General features: G+C 68.8%; 20 protein-coding genes. 18 read left to right on the plus strand and 2 right to left on the minus strand.

What is annotated here, in order from left to right:
• Positions 1 to 20: 20 nt before the first annotated feature.
• From lepB to AB663_RS11685, 7 genes are all read left to right on the plus strand, one after another.
• Complete coding sequence (gene lepB / locus AB663_RS11655) at positions 21 to 755, plus strand: signal peptidase I (RefSeq protein ID WP_067199141.1); 735 nt, start codon at positions 21 to 23, stop codon at positions 753 to 755.
• Positions 752 to 1,411 (plus strand): ribonuclease HII, encoded by a 660-nt coding sequence (locus tag AB663_RS11660; RefSeq protein ID WP_067199142.1) that lies wholly within the window; start codon positions 752 to 754, stop codon positions 1,409 to 1,411. The genes lepB and AB663_RS11660 overlap by 4 nt, the downstream gene beginning before the upstream one ends.
• A gap of 53 nt (positions 1,412 to 1,464) precedes the next feature.
• Positions 1,465 to 1,791: a DUF2469 family protein gene (locus AB663_RS11665; RefSeq protein WP_067199143.1), complete on the plus strand. Its 327-nt coding sequence runs from the start codon at positions 1,465 to 1,467 to the stop codon at positions 1,789 to 1,791.
• 98 nt (positions 1,792 to 1,889) lie between these two features.
• Entirely contained in the window at positions 1,890 to 2,252 is a 363-nt protein-coding gene (locus tag AB663_RS11670; RefSeq protein WP_067199145.1) for a YraN family protein, read from the plus strand.
• A complete protein-coding gene (locus AB663_RS11675; RefSeq protein ID WP_067199148.1) occupies positions 2,249 to 3,778 on the plus strand; it encodes a YifB family Mg chelatase-like AAA ATPase in 1,530 nt (509 codons plus the stop codon). The genes AB663_RS11670 and AB663_RS11675 overlap by 4 nt, the downstream gene beginning before the upstream one ends.
• Positions 3,775 to 4,950: a DNA-processing protein DprA gene (dprA, locus tag AB663_RS11680; RefSeq protein ID WP_083511224.1), complete on the plus strand. Its 1,176-nt coding sequence runs from the start codon at positions 3,775 to 3,777 to the stop codon at positions 4,948 to 4,950. The genes AB663_RS11675 and dprA overlap by 4 nt, the downstream gene beginning before the upstream one ends.
• 63 nt (positions 4,951 to 5,013) lie before the next feature.
• Entirely contained in the window at positions 5,014 to 5,916 is a 903-nt protein-coding gene (locus AB663_RS11685; protein ID WP_067199150.1) for a tyrosine recombinase XerC, read from the plus strand.
• A gap of 88 nt (positions 5,917 to 6,004) precedes the next feature.
• On the opposite strand, the gene AB663_RS11690 is transcribed toward AB663_RS11685, so the two are convergent.
• Positions 6,005 to 6,628, minus strand: coding sequence for a murein hydrolase activator EnvC family protein (locus AB663_RS11690; RefSeq protein WP_083511225.1), 624 nt, complete (start codon positions 6,626 to 6,628; stop codon positions 6,005 to 6,007).
• Positions 6,629 to 6,930: 302 nt separating this feature from the next.
• Between AB663_RS11690 and rpsB the strand changes: the two genes are divergently transcribed.
• The 9 genes from rpsB (at position 6,931) to AB663_RS11740 (ending at position 13,536) form a co-directional block, all read left to right on the plus strand.
• A complete protein-coding gene (gene rpsB / locus AB663_RS11700) occupies positions 6,931 to 7,764 on the plus strand; it encodes a 30S ribosomal protein S2 (RefSeq protein ID WP_067199157.1) in 834 nt (277 codons plus the stop codon).
• Positions 7,765 to 7,814: 50 nt separating this feature from the next.
• Complete coding sequence (tsf, locus tag AB663_RS11705) at positions 7,815 to 8,642, plus strand: translation elongation factor Ts (protein WP_067199161.1); 828 nt, start codon at positions 7,815 to 7,817, stop codon at positions 8,640 to 8,642.
• A gap of 91 nt (positions 8,643 to 8,733) precedes the next feature.
• Positions 8,734 to 9,450: a UMP kinase gene (pyrH, locus tag AB663_RS11710; protein ID WP_067199163.1), complete on the plus strand. Its 717-nt coding sequence runs from the start codon at positions 8,734 to 8,736 to the stop codon at positions 9,448 to 9,450.
• Between the two features lie 72 nt (positions 9,451 to 9,522).
• Positions 9,523 to 10,077 carry a ribosome recycling factor gene (gene frr, locus AB663_RS11715; protein WP_067199164.1) on the plus strand — a complete coding sequence of 185 codons (555 nt, stop codon included), beginning with the start codon at positions 9,523 to 9,525 and terminating at the stop codon, positions 10,075 to 10,077.
• 5 nt (positions 10,078 to 10,082) lie between these two features.
• Positions 10,083 to 11,210, plus strand: coding sequence for a phosphatidate cytidylyltransferase (locus tag AB663_RS11720; protein WP_067199166.1), 1,128 nt, complete (start codon positions 10,083 to 10,085; stop codon positions 11,208 to 11,210).
• Positions 11,210 to 11,797 (plus strand): DivIVA domain-containing protein, encoded by a 588-nt coding sequence (locus AB663_RS11725; protein ID WP_067199168.1) that lies wholly within the window; start codon positions 11,210 to 11,212, stop codon positions 11,795 to 11,797. The genes AB663_RS11720 and AB663_RS11725 overlap by 1 nt, the downstream gene beginning before the upstream one ends.
• Before the next feature lie 48 nt (positions 11,798 to 11,845).
• Positions 11,846 to 12,523, plus strand: coding sequence for a transglycosylase SLT domain-containing protein (locus AB663_RS11730; RefSeq protein ID WP_232304536.1), 678 nt, complete (start codon positions 11,846 to 11,848; stop codon positions 12,521 to 12,523).
• A gap of 9 nt (positions 12,524 to 12,532) precedes the next feature.
• Positions 12,533 to 12,820, plus strand: coding sequence for an ATP/GTP-binding protein (locus AB663_RS17570; protein ID WP_067199173.1), 288 nt, complete (start codon positions 12,533 to 12,535; stop codon positions 12,818 to 12,820).
• Complete coding sequence (locus tag AB663_RS11740) at positions 12,817 to 13,536, plus strand: alpha/beta hydrolase (protein ID WP_067199175.1); 720 nt, start codon at positions 12,817 to 12,819, stop codon at positions 13,534 to 13,536. The genes AB663_RS17570 and AB663_RS11740 overlap by 4 nt, the downstream gene beginning before the upstream one ends.
• A gap of 3 nt (positions 13,537 to 13,539) precedes the next feature.
• Here AB663_RS11740 and AB663_RS11745 read toward each other — a convergent pair whose 3' ends face one another.
• Positions 13,540 to 14,601: an AI-2E family transporter gene (locus AB663_RS11745; RefSeq protein WP_067199178.1), complete on the minus strand. Its 1,062-nt coding sequence runs from the start codon at positions 14,599 to 14,601 to the stop codon at positions 13,540 to 13,542.
• A gap of 179 nt (positions 14,602 to 14,780) precedes the next feature.
• On the opposite strand from AB663_RS11745, the gene AB663_RS11750 reads away from it, so the two are divergent.
• Positions 14,781 to 16,754, plus strand: a complete 1,974-nt coding sequence (locus AB663_RS11750) for a hypothetical protein (RefSeq protein WP_067199182.1) — start codon at positions 14,781 to 14,783, stop codon at positions 16,752 to 16,754.
• Positions 16,751 to 17,677, plus strand: a complete 927-nt coding sequence (locus AB663_RS11755; protein WP_067199184.1) for a tetratricopeptide repeat protein — start codon at positions 16,751 to 16,753, stop codon at positions 17,675 to 17,677. Before AB663_RS11750 ends, AB663_RS11755 begins: the two co-directional genes overlap by 4 nt.
• Positions 17,678 to 17,682: the final 5 nt, after the last annotated feature.

Raw genomic sequence — 17,682 nt, forward strand, 5'->3', positions numbered from 1 at the left:
CGAGACAGTGAAGGAACCCTATGACGATCGACTCCGTTCCCGCGTCGAACCCCGCCGGAAGGCGGCGCCGCGGGTTCCTCATGTTCCTTCGCGATGTGCTGGTGATCGTCGTGATCGCTGCGCTCGTCTCGTTTCTGGTGAAGACGTTCATCGTCCGCTCGTTCTACATCCCGTCGGCGTCGATGGAGCGGACCCTCATGGTCAACGACCGCATCCTCGTGGATGAACTCACCCCGCGGTGGACGGGGTACGAGCGCGGCGACGTCGTCGTGTTCAAGGATCCGGGCGGATGGCTGGACGCGCAGCCGCAGACTCCTCCGGGTCCGCCGCTCGTGCAAGCGGTCGACTGGGCTCTCAACCTCGTCGGCATCTCCGCCACGGATTCGCAGGACCACCTGGTGAAGAGGGTGATCGGCCTCCCCGGCGATCACGTCATCTGCTGCAACGCACTCGGCCAGATCACGATCAACGGGACTCCGGTCGATGAACTGGGGTACCTCAACCTGCCCGCCGGTGACACGGCGGCCTCGAACAGCCCGTTCGACGTCGTGGTGCCGAAGGGGTCGCTGTGGTTGCTCGGTGACAATCGCGATCGCTCGCGCGATTCCCGTGAGCACCAGGACCTCCCCAGTGGGGGATTCGTGCCGCTGGAGAACGTCGTCGGCAAGGCGTTCCTTACGACATGGCCCCTCGACCGTTTCGGGCTGATCGACGGCCACCACGACAGCTTCACCGGGGTCCCCGATCCAAAATGACCGTCGTCGCACCGAAGCTCACGCTCGAACGCAAACTCCTGGCAGAGAGCGAGCTCCTCGTCGCGCTGGACGAGGTGGGCAGGGGTGCCCTGGCCGGTCCTGTGGCGGTGGGGGTCGCTGTGATCGACGCCAAAGGCGCTCGGAGGAGGGTGCCCGAGGGTCTGCGGGATTCCAAGCTCGTGCCGGAGCGGCGCCGGCCGGAGGTCGCGGCCAGAGCCGCTGCATGGGTTCAGGCCTCCGGGGTGGGGTGGGCGAGCGCAGCCGAGATCGACCGCGTCGGGATCATGCGGGCATTGGGCCTCGCCGCGTCGCGGGCCATCCTGTGCGTCGTCGAGCAGGGGGTGACGATGGACAACGCCCTGGTGCTTCTCGACGGGAACCACGACTACGTCTCGGCCGTGCATCCGGCGCCGCTGCGCGTTCGCTCGAAGGTGAAGGCGGACCGCGACTGCGCGTCGGTGTCTGCGGCGTCGGTGATCGCGAAGGTCGCGCGTGATGCACTGATGATCGACCTCCACGCAGAGCACCCCGACTATCAGTGGAACCGCAACAAGGGTTACGCCAGCGTCGAGCACCGCGACGCGATCCGCGCCCTCGGCCTTTCGCCGCACCATCGCGCATCCTGGGCGATCGCTGATGCTCCCACGCTGTTCTGATGGCCTCCGCCCGTGCGACGGTGATCAGAGTCAGCGCCTAGGATGGTCTCATCATGGATGAGGAAGCCTTCGACGACTACGACCGCGAACTCGAGCTGGCCCTGTTCCGCGAATATCGCGACGTCGTCGGGCAGTTCCAGTACGTCGTCGAGACCGAGCGTCGGTTCTATCTGGCCAACGAGGTGAACGTCGTCCGCCGCGACACGGAGCACGATTTCTACTTCGAAATCTCGATGAGCGACGTGTGGGTGTGGGACATCTACCGAGCCGACCGCTTCGTCAAGGCGGTGCGGGTGCTCACGTTCAAGGATGTGAACGTCGAGGAGCTCCAGCGCCGCGAGTTCGAGCTGCCGCAGGAGCTCTCCCTCGACGGCGAGTGATCCTCCACAAACGCGGAACGCGGCGGCTTCTCCACAGTCGCTGAGGAATCCGAGGCTGAGCCGATCGCGGAGCGTCGCCTTCCGGGCACGCTGTCGGCATGGCAGCGAAAGACGACCTCGGAAGAGCGGGCGAAGAACGGGCGGCACGGTATCTGACCGCCGCCGGGTACGACATCCTCGATCGGAACTGGCGGTGCCCTCAGGGGGAACTCGACATCGTCGCCCTCGGCGGCAGAGTGCTCGTGTTCGTGGAGGTGAAGACCCGTCGCTCCATGGCATACGGCCATCCGCTTGAAGCCGTCGACGTGCGGAAGAGGCGGCGTCTGTGGAAGCTGGCCCATGCGTGGATGGCTCAGCACCCCGACATGGCGCACGGCCGGTCCCTGCGCGTAGATGTCATCGGGATCACCGGCGCGGACCCGTTCAGCGCGACTCTCGAGCATCTGGTGGACGTCGTATGAGCACGGCGCGCGCCTGGGCGGTCGCTCTCACCGGCGTCGACGGCCACCTCGTGGAGGTGGAGGCCGACCTGTCGAATCAGACGCCGGAGTTCAAGATCATCGGCTTGCCGGACAAGTCCCTCGGCGAGGCCGTGCAACGAGTGCACAACGCGTGCAAGAACTCCGGAATGGACCTGCCGCGTCGTCGCCTCACGGTGAATCTCTCACCGGCGAGCCTGCCGAAGCACGGGTCAGGATTCGATCTCGCCATCGCCGTGGTGGCCCTCGCCGCGGGCGGGGCTCTGACACTCCGCTCGATCGCACACACGGTCTACATCGGAGAACTCGGTCTCGACGGGCGTCTCCGCCCCGTCCCAGGGGTGCTCCCCGCTGTCTTCGCCGCGGCACGCGCTGGGTTCGACCGGGTGGTCGTGCCCAGTGCGAACGAGGAGGAGGCACGGCTGGTGGCCGGTATCGACGTGCGTGCGGCCACCACTCTTGCAGAGGTGGCGGTCTGGCACGGTGCGGACGTCGAGGTGCCCGAGGTCGATCCGGTGGGCGTCCGCACCGAGATCCCCGAGCCCGTCCAGAGTCTCGATCTGGCTGATGTGGTCGGTCAGGAGGAGGCGGTGCATGCCTTGATCGCCGCTGCCGCAGGAGGCCATCACATCCTGCTGAGCGGTCCGCCCGGCGCGGGGAAGACGATGCTCGCGCGGCGACTCCCCGGGATCCTCCCTCACCTGACCGACGAAGAGGCACTGGAGGTCGCGTCGATCCGGTCGCTTTCCGGGCAGCCGGTTCACCGGCTGGACCCTGTGCCTCCGATCGAGGCGCCGCATCACAGCGCGTCGTCGACGGCCCTGGTCGGCGGAGGATCGCGGATGGCAAGACCCGGCTCGATCGTGCGCGCCCACCGAGGGGTGCTCTTTCTGGATGAGGCGGGGGAGTTCTCCCGTGGAGCGTTGGATGCGCTCAGGCAGCCCCTCGAATCGGGGATCATCGAGATTCACCGGGCGGGGTTCCACGCCCGATTCCCCGCCCGCTTCCAGCTGGTGATGGCGATGAACCCGTGCCCCTGCGGCAACTACGGCGTGCGCGGCGCCGAATGCGTGTGCCCCTCGATCGCGATCCGCAGGTATGCGAGCCGGCTGTCGGGTCCGCTGCGTGATCGGATCGACATCGAGCTGCACGTGTCCCGCGTCGCGGCCTCGCGGGCGACCGCGGGAGAGCGCGCGGAGATGACCACGGCAGAGGCGAGGGAACGGGTCGGTCGGGCACGCCGCCGCGCAGCCGAGCGGCTGAAGGGAACGCCGTGGGCGCGCAACGCCGAGGTTCCGGGATCGTGGTTGCGGCAGCCGTCGCAGCGCGTCGACGCCGCGGCACGCGCACCTCTCGATCGTGCGCTGGAACGCGGAGCGCTGACGCTGCGCGGATACGACAGGGTGCTGCGACTGGCCTGGACGATGGCCGATCTCGCCGACCGCGATCGCCCTGGTCAGGAGGAGATCGGCCATGCCCTCTTCCTGAAGAGAGGAGTGGCGTCGTGATCGCGGAGTTGCGGGCGGATGCCAGGGTGCGGCGTGCCGTCGAGGCGTTGCGAGACGGATCGTGCATCGACGACGCGATCGCCCGGGCGGCATGGAGCGTCATCGCCGAGCCGGGAGACGGCGACGCAGGCGCGGTGATCGCCCACATGGGAGCGACCGACGCGCTCCTGCTGCTCGGGGGAGAGGCGACTCCGCTCGTCTCGCCCGGGGTCGACAGGCGACGGCTCCGTGAGGCGATCGCCCGGTGGCTTCCCCGCGCGAAAGCGTCGGCCGTCAAGGCTGCCGTGATGAGCGCGACCGATGTCGGTGCTCGTCTGGTGCTGCCAGGGGATGCCGCATGGCCCGTGTCCGTCGACGACCTCGGCGACAACGCTCCGGCCGCTCTCTGGGTGCGAGGAGACCCGGGTCTCCTCGAGGCGGCGCCCAAGGTCGCTCTCGTGGGCGCCCGTGCGGCGACATCCTATGGTGAGATGCTCGCGGGGGAGTTCGCCGGCGATCTGGCCGCCTCGGGGGCGGTGATCGTGTCCGGAGGTGCGTACGGCATCGATGGAGCCGCCCACCGTGCGGCGCTCCAGGTACAGGGCAAGACCATCGCTTTCCTCGCAGGGGGGATCGACCGTCCTTATCCGCAGGGCCATCGTGAGCTCCTGCGCAGGATCTCGGAGGTCGGAGCCGTCGTGAGCGAAGTTCCGTGCGGCACGGCTCCCACGAAATGGCGATTCCTCGCCCGGAATCGGCTCATCGCTGCTGTCAGCGACGCGACCGTCGTGGTGGAGGCCGGCTGGCGCAGCGGTTCTCTCAACACGGCCGGACATGCCGCCAGCCTCGGACGGCCGCTCGGTGCCGTACCGGGTCCGGTGACCAGCGCGGCGTCGTCGGGATGCCATCGACTGTTGCGCGAGTATGACGCCACCTGCGTGACAACCGTGGGGGAGATCCGCGAACTCTGGGGTGAGCCCGCGGGGCCCGCCGCCCTGGGGCAGGGGGAGGACCGGGTGGAGCAGCGACTGCTCGACGCCCTGAGCACGCGCACCGGCATCACGACCAGCGAGATCGCGCGGCGGAGCGGCCTCGCGCCTGAGCAGGTCAGTGCACGCCTCGGGTTCCTCGAGCTCGACGGGCGGGTACGGCAGGTCGACGGCGGATGGCGCCTGGCGTCGGCGAAGCGATGACGGCCCTCATCCTCTCCGGCGGGGCATCCGGAACCCGTGTCGAGGTGCGGCAAGCTGGGACCCATGGACCTCGAAGCGGCGATCGACGCGTTCGCGGAGCACCTGCGCACCGTGCGCAGGCTGTCGCCGGCGACCGTACGCGCATACCGCACCGACCTCCGTGATCTCCGCGATGCGGCGGGGTCCGTCGGTCTGGAATCGGTGGACCTGGAAGCGCTGCGCGACTGGCTCTGGCGGGCGACGCAGCGAGGAGACGCACGATCCACCCTCGCGCGACGGGCCGCGGCCGCGCGATCATTCTTCGGCTGGGCGACGGAGCAGCAGCTCATCGCACACGACCCGAGCCTCCGGCTCATCGCGCCCAAACGGGGACACAGCCTCCCCACCGTCGCTTCAAAAGAGGCCATGGCCCAGCTGCTCGACGGCAGGCGGGAGCTCGCCGCCGGCGGCGATCCGGTGAATCTTCGAGACCATGCCGTCCTCGAGCTCCTATACGGGGCGGGCATCCGCGTGTCGGAGCTGTGCGGACTCGACGTCGACGACGTCGATCTGCAACGGGGTACGGCGCGGGTCCTCGGCAAGGGATCGAAGGAGCGCGTCGTCCCGTTCGGGGCTCCTGCCGGGGACGCGATCGGCGCGTACCTCACCCGGGGGCGCCCCGTACTGGCGGCGAGAGCGACACGCGACGGGGCAGCGATGTTCCTCGGCAGCCGCGGGGGTCGATTGGGGCCACGTGCGGTGTACGCCCTCGTCGCAGACGTGCTCGCCCCGCTCGTCGGCACAGAGACGGTGGGCCCGCATGCGCTGCGGCACACCGCGGCCACACACCTGCTCGACGGGGGCGCTGATCTGCGCGCCGTGCAAGAACTGCTCGGCCACGCCAGCCTCGGCACCACACAGATCTACACGCATGTCTCGGCAGAGCGCCTGACCGCCACCTACCGACTCGCGCACCCGCGGGCGTGACGGCGCCCACAGGCCGGGGTGCGGGGGAGGGGACGAACGACACGTCGGTGCGCCGTCCGAGCGGCCCGGCGGCACGGCCTGGTCGCTTTCAGCCGGCGTCACAGCACGGCAGCAGCACCGCGCGGGGGATGTCGCCCCAGAGCAGCATCGGGTTGATGTACTCCCCGTCCAGCCGCACGCCGAGGTGCAGCCGCCCTGGAGCCGTGTGTCCTCCCGCGGATACCGTACCGATGAGGTCTCCGGCGGCGACGGGGTCGCCCGCGGACAGCGGGGACTCCATCGGCTCGAAGGTCGTGACGTAGCCCCCTGGGTGTTCGATCGTCAGCAGCGCCCGGTCGACCACGACTCCGCGGAACGCGACCACGCCGTCGGCGGGTGCGCGCACCGTCCCGCCCTGAGGTGTCTCGATGTCGACCCCGCGGTGGCCGGCCCCGAATCGGTGCGCCGGCGCGCGATACGGCGCGGCGACCCGCCGCGGTCCGTCGACAGGCCACAGCCATGCTGCGACACCTGCCGCGTCGGCCGCCGCGATGCCGGGCGCGACATGGATGCCGGGAGCGTCGCGCATGGCAGCGGGTGCGGGTGAGCCGGGTGAGGCCTGCGCGACGGGTACGGAGTGCACGGCGGACGATGACGGCGACGCTGTCGCGGACGCCGGCGATGCGCACGACGCCACGATGAGGAGAAGCGCGAGAGGGTGTCTGGAGGTCATGCGGTCATGGTCGCGGACCGGCGTGTGGAGCGGGCACCTCCCGTGCGAGGAACCGCAGTGATCGGGGATAACCCGCCAGGTGGGCGCACGGTGCAGGACGAGTCCGTGGGCGCGATCCTGTATGCTTGACGGGCACCCCCGAATCGGGGTGACTACGCGTGCCCACAGCGACTGCGGTCGCGGCATCCATTCCCACAGGTCCACTTCACCGAGGTGGCGGGAGTGCGCCGGGCACCAGGAAGTCCGACCGACCGGTCGGCGACAACCTCAACGGCGCCCGACGCCAGAACAAGGAGACGACCATGGCAGTGGTCACCATCCGCCAGCTGCTCGACAGCGGCGTGCACTTCGGACACCAGACCCGCCGGTGGAACCCGAAGGTGAAGCGCTTCATCCTCACGGAGCGCAGCGGCATCCACATCATCGACCTGCAGCAGTCGCTCGGGTACATCGACAAGGCGTACGACTTCGTCAAGGAGACGGTCGCGCACGGCGGAACCATCCTCTTCGTCGGCACGAAGAAGCAGGCCCAGGAGATCCTGGCCGAGCAGGCGACCCGTGTCGGCCAGCCCTACGTCAACCAGCGCTGGCTCGGTGGCCTCCTCACGAACTTCTCGACCATCGCGAAGCGTCTCGCCCGCATGAAGGAGCTCGAGGAACTCGACTACGAGAACCCGGCGACCTCCGGCTTCACCAAGAAGGAGCTCCTGCTCAAGAAGCGCGAGCTCGACAAGCTGCACAAGTCGCTCGGCGGCATCCGCAACCTCACCAAGACGCCGTCCGCTCTCTGGGTCGTCGACGCCAAGCGTGAGCACCTCGCCATCGACGAGGCCAAGAAGCTCGGCATCCCGGTGATCGGCATCCTCGACACCAACGCCGACCCCGACGACTTCCAGTACCCGATCCCGGGCAACGACGACGCCATCCGTTCGGTGTCGCTGCTCACGCGCATCATCGCGGACGCCGCGGCCGAGGGTCTGCAGCAGAAGCACAACCCCGACGCGGGCGACGCCGAGCCGCTGGCTGAGTGGGAGCAGGAGCTCCTCGAGTCCGGCTCCGCACCGGCTCCCGCCGCCGAGGCAGCGGAGACCGAGACGGCTGAGGCTGTCGAGGCTCCTGCCGCCGACGCCCAGTAATCCACGCGAACACCACGCACTCACACCTACGAAGCAAGGAGCCACCACACATGGCCAACTTCACCATCGCCGACCTCAAGGCGCTGCGTGAGCAGCTCGGCACGGGCATGGTCGACACCAAGAAGGCGCTCGAGGAGGCTGACGGAGACGTCGAGAAGGCCACCGAGATCCTGCGCCTGAAGGGTGCCAAGGGCAACGCGAAGCGCGCTGACCGCTCGACCAGCGAGGGCCTCGTCGTCGCTCGCGAGCAGGACGGCGCCGTGACGCTCGTCGAGCTCGCCTGCGAGACCGACTTCGTCGCGAAGAACGAGCGCTTCATCGCTCTCGCCGACAAGGTCGCCGACGCGGTCGCCGCCGTCAAGGCCGACTCCGTCGAGGCGGCTCTGGCCGCGCAGGCGGGCGACAAGTCCGTCGAGCAGCTCATCTCGGAGGAGGCGGCGATCATCGGCGAGAAGGTCGAGCTCCGTCGCGTGCGCACGATCTCCGGCGACAAGGTCGAGGTCTACCTGCACCGTACGAGCAAGGACCTCCCGCCGCAGATCGGCGTCGTGGTCGCCTACACGGGTGACGACGCCGAGACGGCTCGCAGCATCGCGCAGCACATCTCCTTCGCGAACCCGTCGTACCTCTCGCGCGAGGACGTCCCCGCGGACGCCGTCGAGAAGGAGCGCGAGATCGTCACCGAGATCTCGCGCAACGAGGGCAAGCCCGAGGCTGCCCTGCCGAAGATCGTCGAGGGTCGCGTCGCCGCGTTCATCAAGCAGGTCGCCTTGCTGGAGCAGGACTACGCGAAGGACAACAAGCTGTCGGTCGGCCAGGTCGCGAAGGATGCCGGTATCACCGTCACCGACTTCGCGCGCTTCAAGGTCGGCGCGTAACAGCCGCGAAGGGGTTCGGATCGAGTCGATCCGAACCCCTTCTTCATGCCTACGAGGCACTATCTTGAATCGGGACGAGAGGACCACATCCATGACCGAACGCACCGGACGCCGCCGCGTCCTCCTCAAGCTGTCGGGCGAGGCATTCGGAGCCGGGCAGCTCGGCGTCAACCCCGATGTCGTCAGCCAGATCGCGCGTGACATCGCCGCAGCGGTCGATCGCGTCGAGGTCGCCGTCGTCGTCGGGGGAGGCAACTTCTTCCGCGGCGCCGAGCTGAGCCAGCGCGGCATGGATCGCGGACGAGCCGACTACATGGGCATGCTCGGCACTGTCATGAACGCTCTCGCCCTGCAGGACTTCCTCGAGCAGGCCGGCGCAGCCACGCGCGTGCAGTCGGCGATCTCGATGACGCAGGTCGCCGAGCCGTACATCCCGCGCCGTGCCGAGCGTCATATGGAGAAGGGCCGCGTCGTGATCTTCGGCGCAGGCGCCGGACTCCCGTACTTCTCCACCGACACCGTGGCGGCTCAGCGCGCGCTTGAGATCGGCGCGACGGAGGTCCTCGTGGCGAAGAACGGCGTCGACGCGATCTACACGGCCGATCCGAACAAGCATGCGGACGCCGAGCGCATCGATCGCGTGACCTATCGCGACGCGCTGCAGCGCGGTCTCAAGGTCGTGGACTCCACCGCATTCAGCCTGTGCATGGACAACAACATGGACATGCGCGTCTTCGGCATGGAGCCGGCGGGCAACGTCACCAGGGCGCTTCTCGGCGAGCCGATCGGCACGCTCGTCACCGCCTGAGCGCCGCTTCCCTGGGCGGTGACCGGCTGCCCGATAGAATTGAGCTGAACACCCCGACGATAGGAGTCACCCGTGATCGCGGACGTCCTCGCTGAAACCACCTCTCGCATGGCCCGGGCGGTCGAAGCTGCCAAGGAGGACTTCGCCACGGTCCGCACCGGCCGTGCCAACCCGCAGCTGTTCCAGAAGCTGATGGTGGATTACTACGGCTCCCCGACGCCGCTCGCGCAGCTGGCGTCGCTGGCGAACCCCGAGGCTCGCACGCTCATCATCACGCCCTACGACAAGTCGGCGCTCAAGGCGATCGAGCAGGCCGTGCGCGACATGCCGAACCTCGGCGCCAACCCCTCGAACGACGGCAACATCGTCCGCGTCACGATGCCGGAGCTGACGGCGGACCGTCGCAAGGAGTACGTCAAGCTGGTCAAATCGAAGGCCGAAGACGCCAAGGTGCACGTCCGCGGGATCCGCCGCAAGGCGAAGGACGAGCTCGATGCCCTCAAGAGCGAGCTCGGCGAGGACGAGATCGCACGGGGGGAGAAGGAGCTCGACGCCCTCACGCGCCAGCATGTCGACCTCATCGACGACGCACTCAAGCGCAAAGAGGCCGAGCTCCTCGAGGTGTAGGCGGCATGTCCGACGACATCAGCGACCGCGGCGAGCCACTGCCGCCGAAGCGGCGGCAGGCCGGCGACGGCTCAGCGACGGGGGCGCCCTTGGCGGATGAGGCCTTTCCGGGCTTCGACGCGACGAGCATCCCGCCGCGTCCGCCGCTTCCGACGCCGACTCGCAGCGGAGGCCGCACGGAGACGGGCGACCTCGGGGCGATCCGCGAGCAGTGGCGCGCCGCGCGCGATGAGCTCGGCACCCATGTGTCGCATGCGCGCGACCAGCTCGACCAGGCCAACGAGCGGATCAAGCAGCGGACAGGGCGCGACCTCGTCGTCGCGATCGCGATCGGTCTCGCCTTCGGCGCGGCGCTCCTCGCATCGCTGCTCTTCACCAAGGTCTTCTTCATCCCGTTCGCGCTGGCGGCTGCCCTGCTCGGCGTGTACGAGCTGGCTCTCGCTCTGCGCGGCGCTGGACGGCGCATCGACGTCGTCCCGCAGCTGGTGGCTGCGGCGGTGGTCGTGCTGCCGGCCTACTTCGTGCAGATCTGGCTCGTATGGGTCATGCTGTTCGTCGCCGTTGCCTTCGTGATCGTGTGGCGTCTGCTCGCTCAGATGGTGGCGAAGGACGGACGCACCTACGGCGATGTGCTCGCGGATGCCGTCATCGGTGGGTTCGTCCAGATCTACGTGCCCTTCCTCGCCGCTGTCGCGCTGATCCTGCTCCGTCAGGAGGGCGGGCAATGGTGGGTGCTGAGCTTCATCACGATCGCCGTCGCGGCGGACACCGGCGCTTACGCCACAGGCCTCGCCTTCGGCAAGCATCCGATGGCGCCGCGCATCAGCCCGAAGAAGACCTGGGAGGGTTTCGCCGGGGCCGTCGTGGCATCTGTCGCAGCCGGCGTGTTGCTGGCGATGTTCCTGCTGGAGCTGCCGTGGTGGGCTGGAGTGATCTTCGGTGCCGCGATCCTCCTCTCCGCGACCCTCGGAGACCTCGGCGAATCGATGCTCAAGCGCGACATCGGCATCAAGGACATGAGCTCCTGGCTCCCCGGACACGGCGGGCTGCTCGACCGGCTCGACAGCATCCTTCCTTCCACGATCCCCGCGCTCTGTCTCTACTTCCTTCTCTCACCATGGGTGGTTCTGTGATGGCATCTGACGACGTCCTCGGCACCGACGCGCGCGAGCAGCAGCGGCCGCCCGCCCTCTCGCTCGCCGCGGGGCGTGCGCGGGGTTACCATCGTTCCGCCGTCGACACGTTCCTCGCCGCGGCGCGGACCGCGTTCGAGAACGGCGGCGGCGAACTCACCGCCGCCGACGTCCGCATGGCCTCGTTCCCGCTCGTGAAGAACGGGTACGTGGTCAGCGAGGTCGACGCCGCGCTCGGACGCGTCGAGGACGCCTTGGCAGCTCGTGAACGTGAGCGGGCGGTCCGCGCGCAGGGCGCGGGCGTGTGGGTGGAGCGGGCCCGCGATGAGGCCCAGGAGATCCTCGATCACCTTGCAAGGCCGCGCCGACACCGATTCGCGCGCACCGGCTTCCTGACGTTCGGGTACCGGATCGACGAGGTCGACCACGTCGCAACGCGCATCGTGCGCTATCTGCGCGACGGCGAGCCCCTCACGGCTGATCAGGTGCGTGCAGCGGCGTTCCGGATGCAGCGCGGAGGGTACCGCGAGGAGCAGGTCGACGCGCTGCTCGACGCCACGGTCGACGTCATCCTCGCGGTCCGCTGAGCGTTCCCATGGTCATCTCAGAGACGTCGCGGTAGGCTGTCACCCATCGTGAACTCCCGAAACGACATGACTCCCGACGGTGAACTCGTCTCGCCGGCGCCTGCGAGCACGACGGCTGCGCCCCGGACGAGCGCGCGCAAGCGTGGCGCCGCAGGCGTCATCGCGGGCCTTGCCGTGGTCGGTTTCGCTGCGGCGATGGTGGCACCGACGGGAATGGCGCTCGCCGATCCCCCCGCTGAGCCGGCGACGGAATCCGCATACTCCGCAGCTCTCGCCGACACGCAGAATCTCACGGTCACCGTTGAGGGTGCTGCGATCGCACCGGTGGAGCGCGGCACGTTCTCGGTGTACGTGACGCCCAAGCCCACGCCGACGCCGACCCCAGAGGTCGCCTCGTCGCGTCGCAGCGGCGGCGGGGGCGGGGGTGGCCCGCTGTTCTATACGGGTGGCGGCGCTCCGGCCGAGTGGATGGCGGCCGCGGGCATCCCCGAATCGGACTGGGGTTACGTCGACTACATCGTCTCGCACGAGAGCGGCTGGAATCCGAACGCGACGAACCGTTCGTCCGGTGCGTGCGGTCTCGTGCAGGCGCTGCCCTGCAGCAAGGTGCCGGGGAACGGCTACAACCCTGTCGACAACCTGCGCTGGGGCTCGGGCTACGCCTCCAGTCGGTATGGCGGCTGGGCGGGCGCCTACGCGTTCTGGTCGAAGAACCACTGGTGGTGAACCGCAGCCGTGCCGCGCTCGCACCGGCGCCGTCCGGCGCGCCCTGACACCGAAGACTCCTTCGACAGACTCCTCGCCTCGTGGAAGCGCACCGAGGTGCGCCGCGGCGCGTCATGGACGGTGCAGCCGGTCTCCGCGCTCCAGGCGCAGAAGGAGTACGTCTGCCCGGGGTGCGGCCGCGTCATCGAGCCGGGCACGGCGCACGTGGTCGCCTGGCGCGCTGACGGCGTGCTGGGGGACGCCGCGGATCTGGCGGCCCGTAGACATTGGCACTCGCACTGCTGGAGGATCGCATGACCATCGAGATCAGGGGACCGCTGGAACTCCCGGCGCGCCGCGAAGACATCACTCTCGAGACCGTGGATGACCTCACGCTCGTCGGCGAGCTCGCGCTCCCCGAGAGCGGGTCACCCGTGGCGACCCTCGTGACCCTGCATCCGCTGCCCACCGCGGGCGGGTTCATGGATTCACACATCCTGCGCAAGGCGGCAGCGCGACTGCCCGCGCTGGCCGATCTTGCCGTGCTCCGCTTCAACACTCGGGGTACGAGCTCTCCGCGGGGTACGAGTGAGGGCGCGTTCGACGGCGGTTCGGCAGAGCAGTTCGACGTGGCCGCCGCCATGGACTTCGTCCGCGAGCGGGGACTCCCGCGGCCGTGGCTGGTGGGGTGGTCGTTCGGCACCGAGCTCGCTCTGAAGTACGGCCGCGAGCACGACGTCGAGGGGATCATCCTGCTCTCTCCGCCGTTGCACCGAGCGACGCCCGACGAGGTCGCCGCGTGGGGCCGATCCTCTCGCGACGTCGTGATCCTGGTCCCGGAGTTCGACGACTACCTGCGTCCTGCAGAAGCGGCGGAGCGGTTCGCATCGATTCCGCATGCCCGCCTCATCGCCGTGGAGGGCGCCAAGCATCTCTGGGTGGGGGAGAACCAGACCCGACGGGTGCTCACCGAGATCGTCGCAGCGGTCAACCCGGCGGCGCTCCCGTTGCCGACCCACTGGCCTGCCGAGTGAGCGTCACAGCTCGTTCATGCGTGGAATGAGCACCTGGCGATAGATGATCAGGATGCTCGCCGCGACGGGGATCGCGATGAGCGCCCCGAGAAGCCCGAGGAGGCTTCCGCCGGCAAGCGCCGCCACGACCACGACCGCTCCGGGCACGGCGACGGCTCGGCTCATGATGCGCGGCGAGATCACGTAAGCCTCGATCTGCATGTAGATGAGGTAGTAGATCGCCGCCGCGATCGCGGTCGCCGGAGAGCCGAGCCCCGGGATGAGGCAGACGAGCACGATGATGGTCGACCCGGTGAGGGTCCCGACGAGCGGGATGAGGGAGAAGAAGAAGGCCACGACCGCGAGCACCGCGGGGAACGGCGCCCGGATGATCGACAGGAAGATCATGCTCAGAACGCCGTTGATGACCCCCTGCGACACCTGCCCCATGACGTAGAAGCCGACGGAGTCGGTGATCTGCTCCGCCAGGTCGACGAAGCGCTCGCGCTTCGAGGCCGGGGCGAGCTGGTACACAGCCCGCTTCAGCGATGGAGTCGACGCCGTGAGATAGATCGTGAGGATGAGCACGATGAACGCGCCGAAGAGGCCGCTCAGCACGGCGCCGCTCGCGACGAGCACGCCCTGTCCGATCGAACCGCCGATCTCGGTGAGGTTCGTCGTGAGCCAGGACTCGACGTTGGTGAAGATGTCGTCGACGAGCAGGTTCGGGAACGTGTCCTTCATCCAGTCCTTGAGGTCGTCGATCGCGGTGCCCCGTTGCACGATCGCCGTGATCTGCGCGACGAGCTGGGAGATCTGATCGACGAGCACGGGCAGCACGATCAGAACGATTCCCACGAACACCGCCAGAACGCCGAGGATCGTGACGAGCACTGCGAGCCATCGCGGGAGCCGCCGTCGTTCCAGGAAGGACACGAGCGGGTCGAGGCCGAGGCTCAAGAACAACGCCGTGCCCACGTAGAGGAGGATGGTCGACAGGCTCTGCAGGCTGCCGATGAGGACGATGCCCAGGCCCACTCCGAGCGTCGCGACCAGCGCGGTGCGGAACGGGTTGTGGATTTTCATCGGGTGCTCCTCGGAGTGGCGGACGTTCACAGGCTACCGACGTCGAGCACGCTCCGCTGTCAGACCCTCCGGGCGCCGGCGACGGCACCTCGTGGGCAACACACAGGTGCTTTCGCTAGTCTGAAATGTCGAGTGTTGCGACCGTGGACTCACCCGCTGGTCGCGTGAGGAGACTATTCGTGCGTTTCGTATGGGCCGTCGTGGCCTTCGTGGTGGCCCTCGGGCTGATCGGCGCCGGCATCGCTCAGCGGACGATCTTCCTTGGACCGTCCTCGCAGCAGGTGAGTGTGGAGGTCGGCGACCCGGCTCCGTTCATCATGATCGACGGCGCCGTGCTCCGCGAGCACCCCGGCACGCAGACGCTCCTCATCCGCGGTGAGGGGGACATCTTCGCCGCGTACGGCCGCACCGCCGACATGAAGGCGTGGCTCGCCGACACGGATTACAACCACGTGACCATGAACAAGAAGGGCGCCATCGACGTCGAGCTGGTGCCCGCAGCATCGCAGGGCGACTCGTCGACGACGCCGTCGGAGACCCCAGCGCCCGACGAGGGCGCCGAGGGAGCGGATGCTCCTCCTGCGGACGCCGCGGCCGCGGGGCGCAATCCCTCCGGATCGGACCTGTGGCTCGACTCGTACACCGACAAGGACGCGCTGATCGCCGATGACCTGATGCTCCCCGAAGGTGTGAGCATGCTCGTCGCATACGACGGCTCGAAGGCGGCGCCGGACGACATCACCGTCTCGTGGCCGCTCGACACCTCGACCCCCGCCGCGGGCCCCCTCGTCGCCTCCGGCGTCGTGGTGCTGCTGATCGGGCTGGTGCTGTACATCCTCGGCATCCGTCATCAGCGGCGCGGGCGTGGTCCGCGCCGCAAGGGGCCGGGCCCGCTGCCCGTGACCGAGCCGATCGACCTGGAGGCGATCCCGGCAGCCGATCGGGCAGCCATCTCGGGCCCGGGATCCCGTGACGACGCTGCTCCCGACGGCGCAACGAACCCGGAGACCCCGGGGGCGAAGAATGAGGATGGAGCGCCCTCTCGCGAGGGGACGTCCGAGATGCGCTCTCGGCCCGCGCGTCGGTCTCGTCGGCGGATGCTGGCGGTGCCCGCTCTTGGTCTCACCGCCCTTCTCGCCGCCGGCTGTTCCGCCGACTCGTGGCCGCAGCTGGGGACGCCGAGTGCGGAACCCACGCCGACCCCGACGGTGATCGCGCCGGAGAACCAGAAGCCACCGGCGGTCACGGAAGCGCAGGCGACGCGGATCCTCGGAGAGATCTCGTCGACGCTCTCGCAAGCGGACGCCGCTCTGGACATCGAACTGGCCAAGACGCGCCTCGACGGCTCGGCGCTGGCGGCGAGGACCACCGAATACCGCCTTCGCGCGGCGATCCCCGAGACGCCGGCCCCGACGGCCATCCCGACCGACGACGTGCAGGTGATCCTCCCAGAGGCCACCGACCGCTGGCCGCGAACCGTCCTCACGGTCTCGAAGAACAAGGGCTCCGACGACTCGCCGCAGGTGCTTCTCACGATGACCCAGGCCGACCCGTGGTCGAACTACAAGGTCACCAACATCGCAGACGTGTCCTCCGACAAGCTCGAGCTCAACGTGGCGGCGGCCTGGCTGGGCACCGCACTCGTCCCGGCGGATTCCGCGTTCCTCAGCATCGCCCCCGGCAAGCTCGCCGCGGCGTTCTCGGACGTCGTCGATGAGGCCGACAAGAGCGCATCGGCGTCTTCGTTCGATGAGCAGACGCTGGCGCTCGCCCAGTCGATCCGGGACAGCAGACAGGGCATCGTGCAGAAGCTCGCCGACAGCGGAGCATCCGAGACGTCGCAGGCGACCTTCGACATGACGCCGTACGACGCGGCACCTCCGGTGGCGCTGACGACGCTCGACAGCGGCGCGATCGTCGGAGTCTCCGTCGTCGACACGCAGCGCGTGACGCCGACGAACCCCGACGCCGTCATCCGGTTCAACGACAACGCCCAAGCGAAGGCGCTCACCGGTGTGACGGAATCGAAGTCGGGCATCGAGTCGACGTACATCATCCAGCTCTTCTTCGCGGTCCCCGCACAGGGTTCCACGGAGCAGATCCGGCTTCTCGGCTATCACCAGGACGTTCTTGGAGAGCAGGTCATCAAGTGAGCGACATCTCACCCGCAGCCCTTCGCGGCGCCGTCGATCTCTCGTCCCTCAGGGGGCGCCCCATTGCACCGGCCGCGCAGGCGGCACCTTCGCCGGGCATCACCGACGTGGTCGTCGATGCGACCGATCAGACCTTCGGCGAGATCCTGGAGATCTCCCGATCGGTTCCGGTCGTGGTCGACCTCTGGGCCGAATGGTGCGGGCCCTGCAAGCAGCTCAGCCCGATCATCGAGAAGGTGACGAGGGAGCTGGCGGGCAGGGTGCTGCTCGCGAAGGTCGATGTCGACGCCAACCCGCAGCTGGCGCAGAGCTTCCGCGCGCAGTCGATCCCCATGGTGGTCGCGCTGATCGCAGGGCAGCCGGTGCCGATGTTCACCGGTGCCGTCCCCGAGCAGCAGGTGCGCGACGTCTTCGCCCAGCTGCTGCAGGTGGCGGCGCAGAACGGCGTCTCCGGCACCCTTCCGGTCGGCGACGGCGGGGGACAGAGTGGGACACCTGAAGAGCCGCCCCTTCCGCCTCTGCACGCTGAGGCGTTCGCCGCCATCGAGGCGGGTGACTATGCGGCGGCGATCACCGCATATGAGAAGGCGCTTGCTGAGAACCCGCGCGACGAGGATGCGATCGCCGGACTCGGTCAGGTGAAGCTCCTCTCCCGGGTGCAGCGCCTCGACCTGCAGGAGGCACGTGCGGCGGCGGCTGCGGCCCCTCTCGACGTGCAGGCGCAGTTCGACGTCGCGGATCTCGACATCGCGGGCGGTCATGTCGACGATGCGTTCGCACGCCTGCTCGATCTGTTCGAGAAGCTTCCCGCCGCCGAGCGCACCCCGGTACGTGAGCGCCTCGTCGAGCTCTTCGGTCTGATCGGCGCCGCCGACCCTCGCGTCGCGGCCGCGCGCACTCGGCTCACGTCGCTCCTGTTCTGAGCGGT

It is taken from the genome of Microbacterium sp. XT11 (genome assembly GCF_001513675.1).
Classification (GTDB): Bacteria; Actinomycetota; Actinomycetes; order Actinomycetales; family Microbacteriaceae; genus Microbacterium.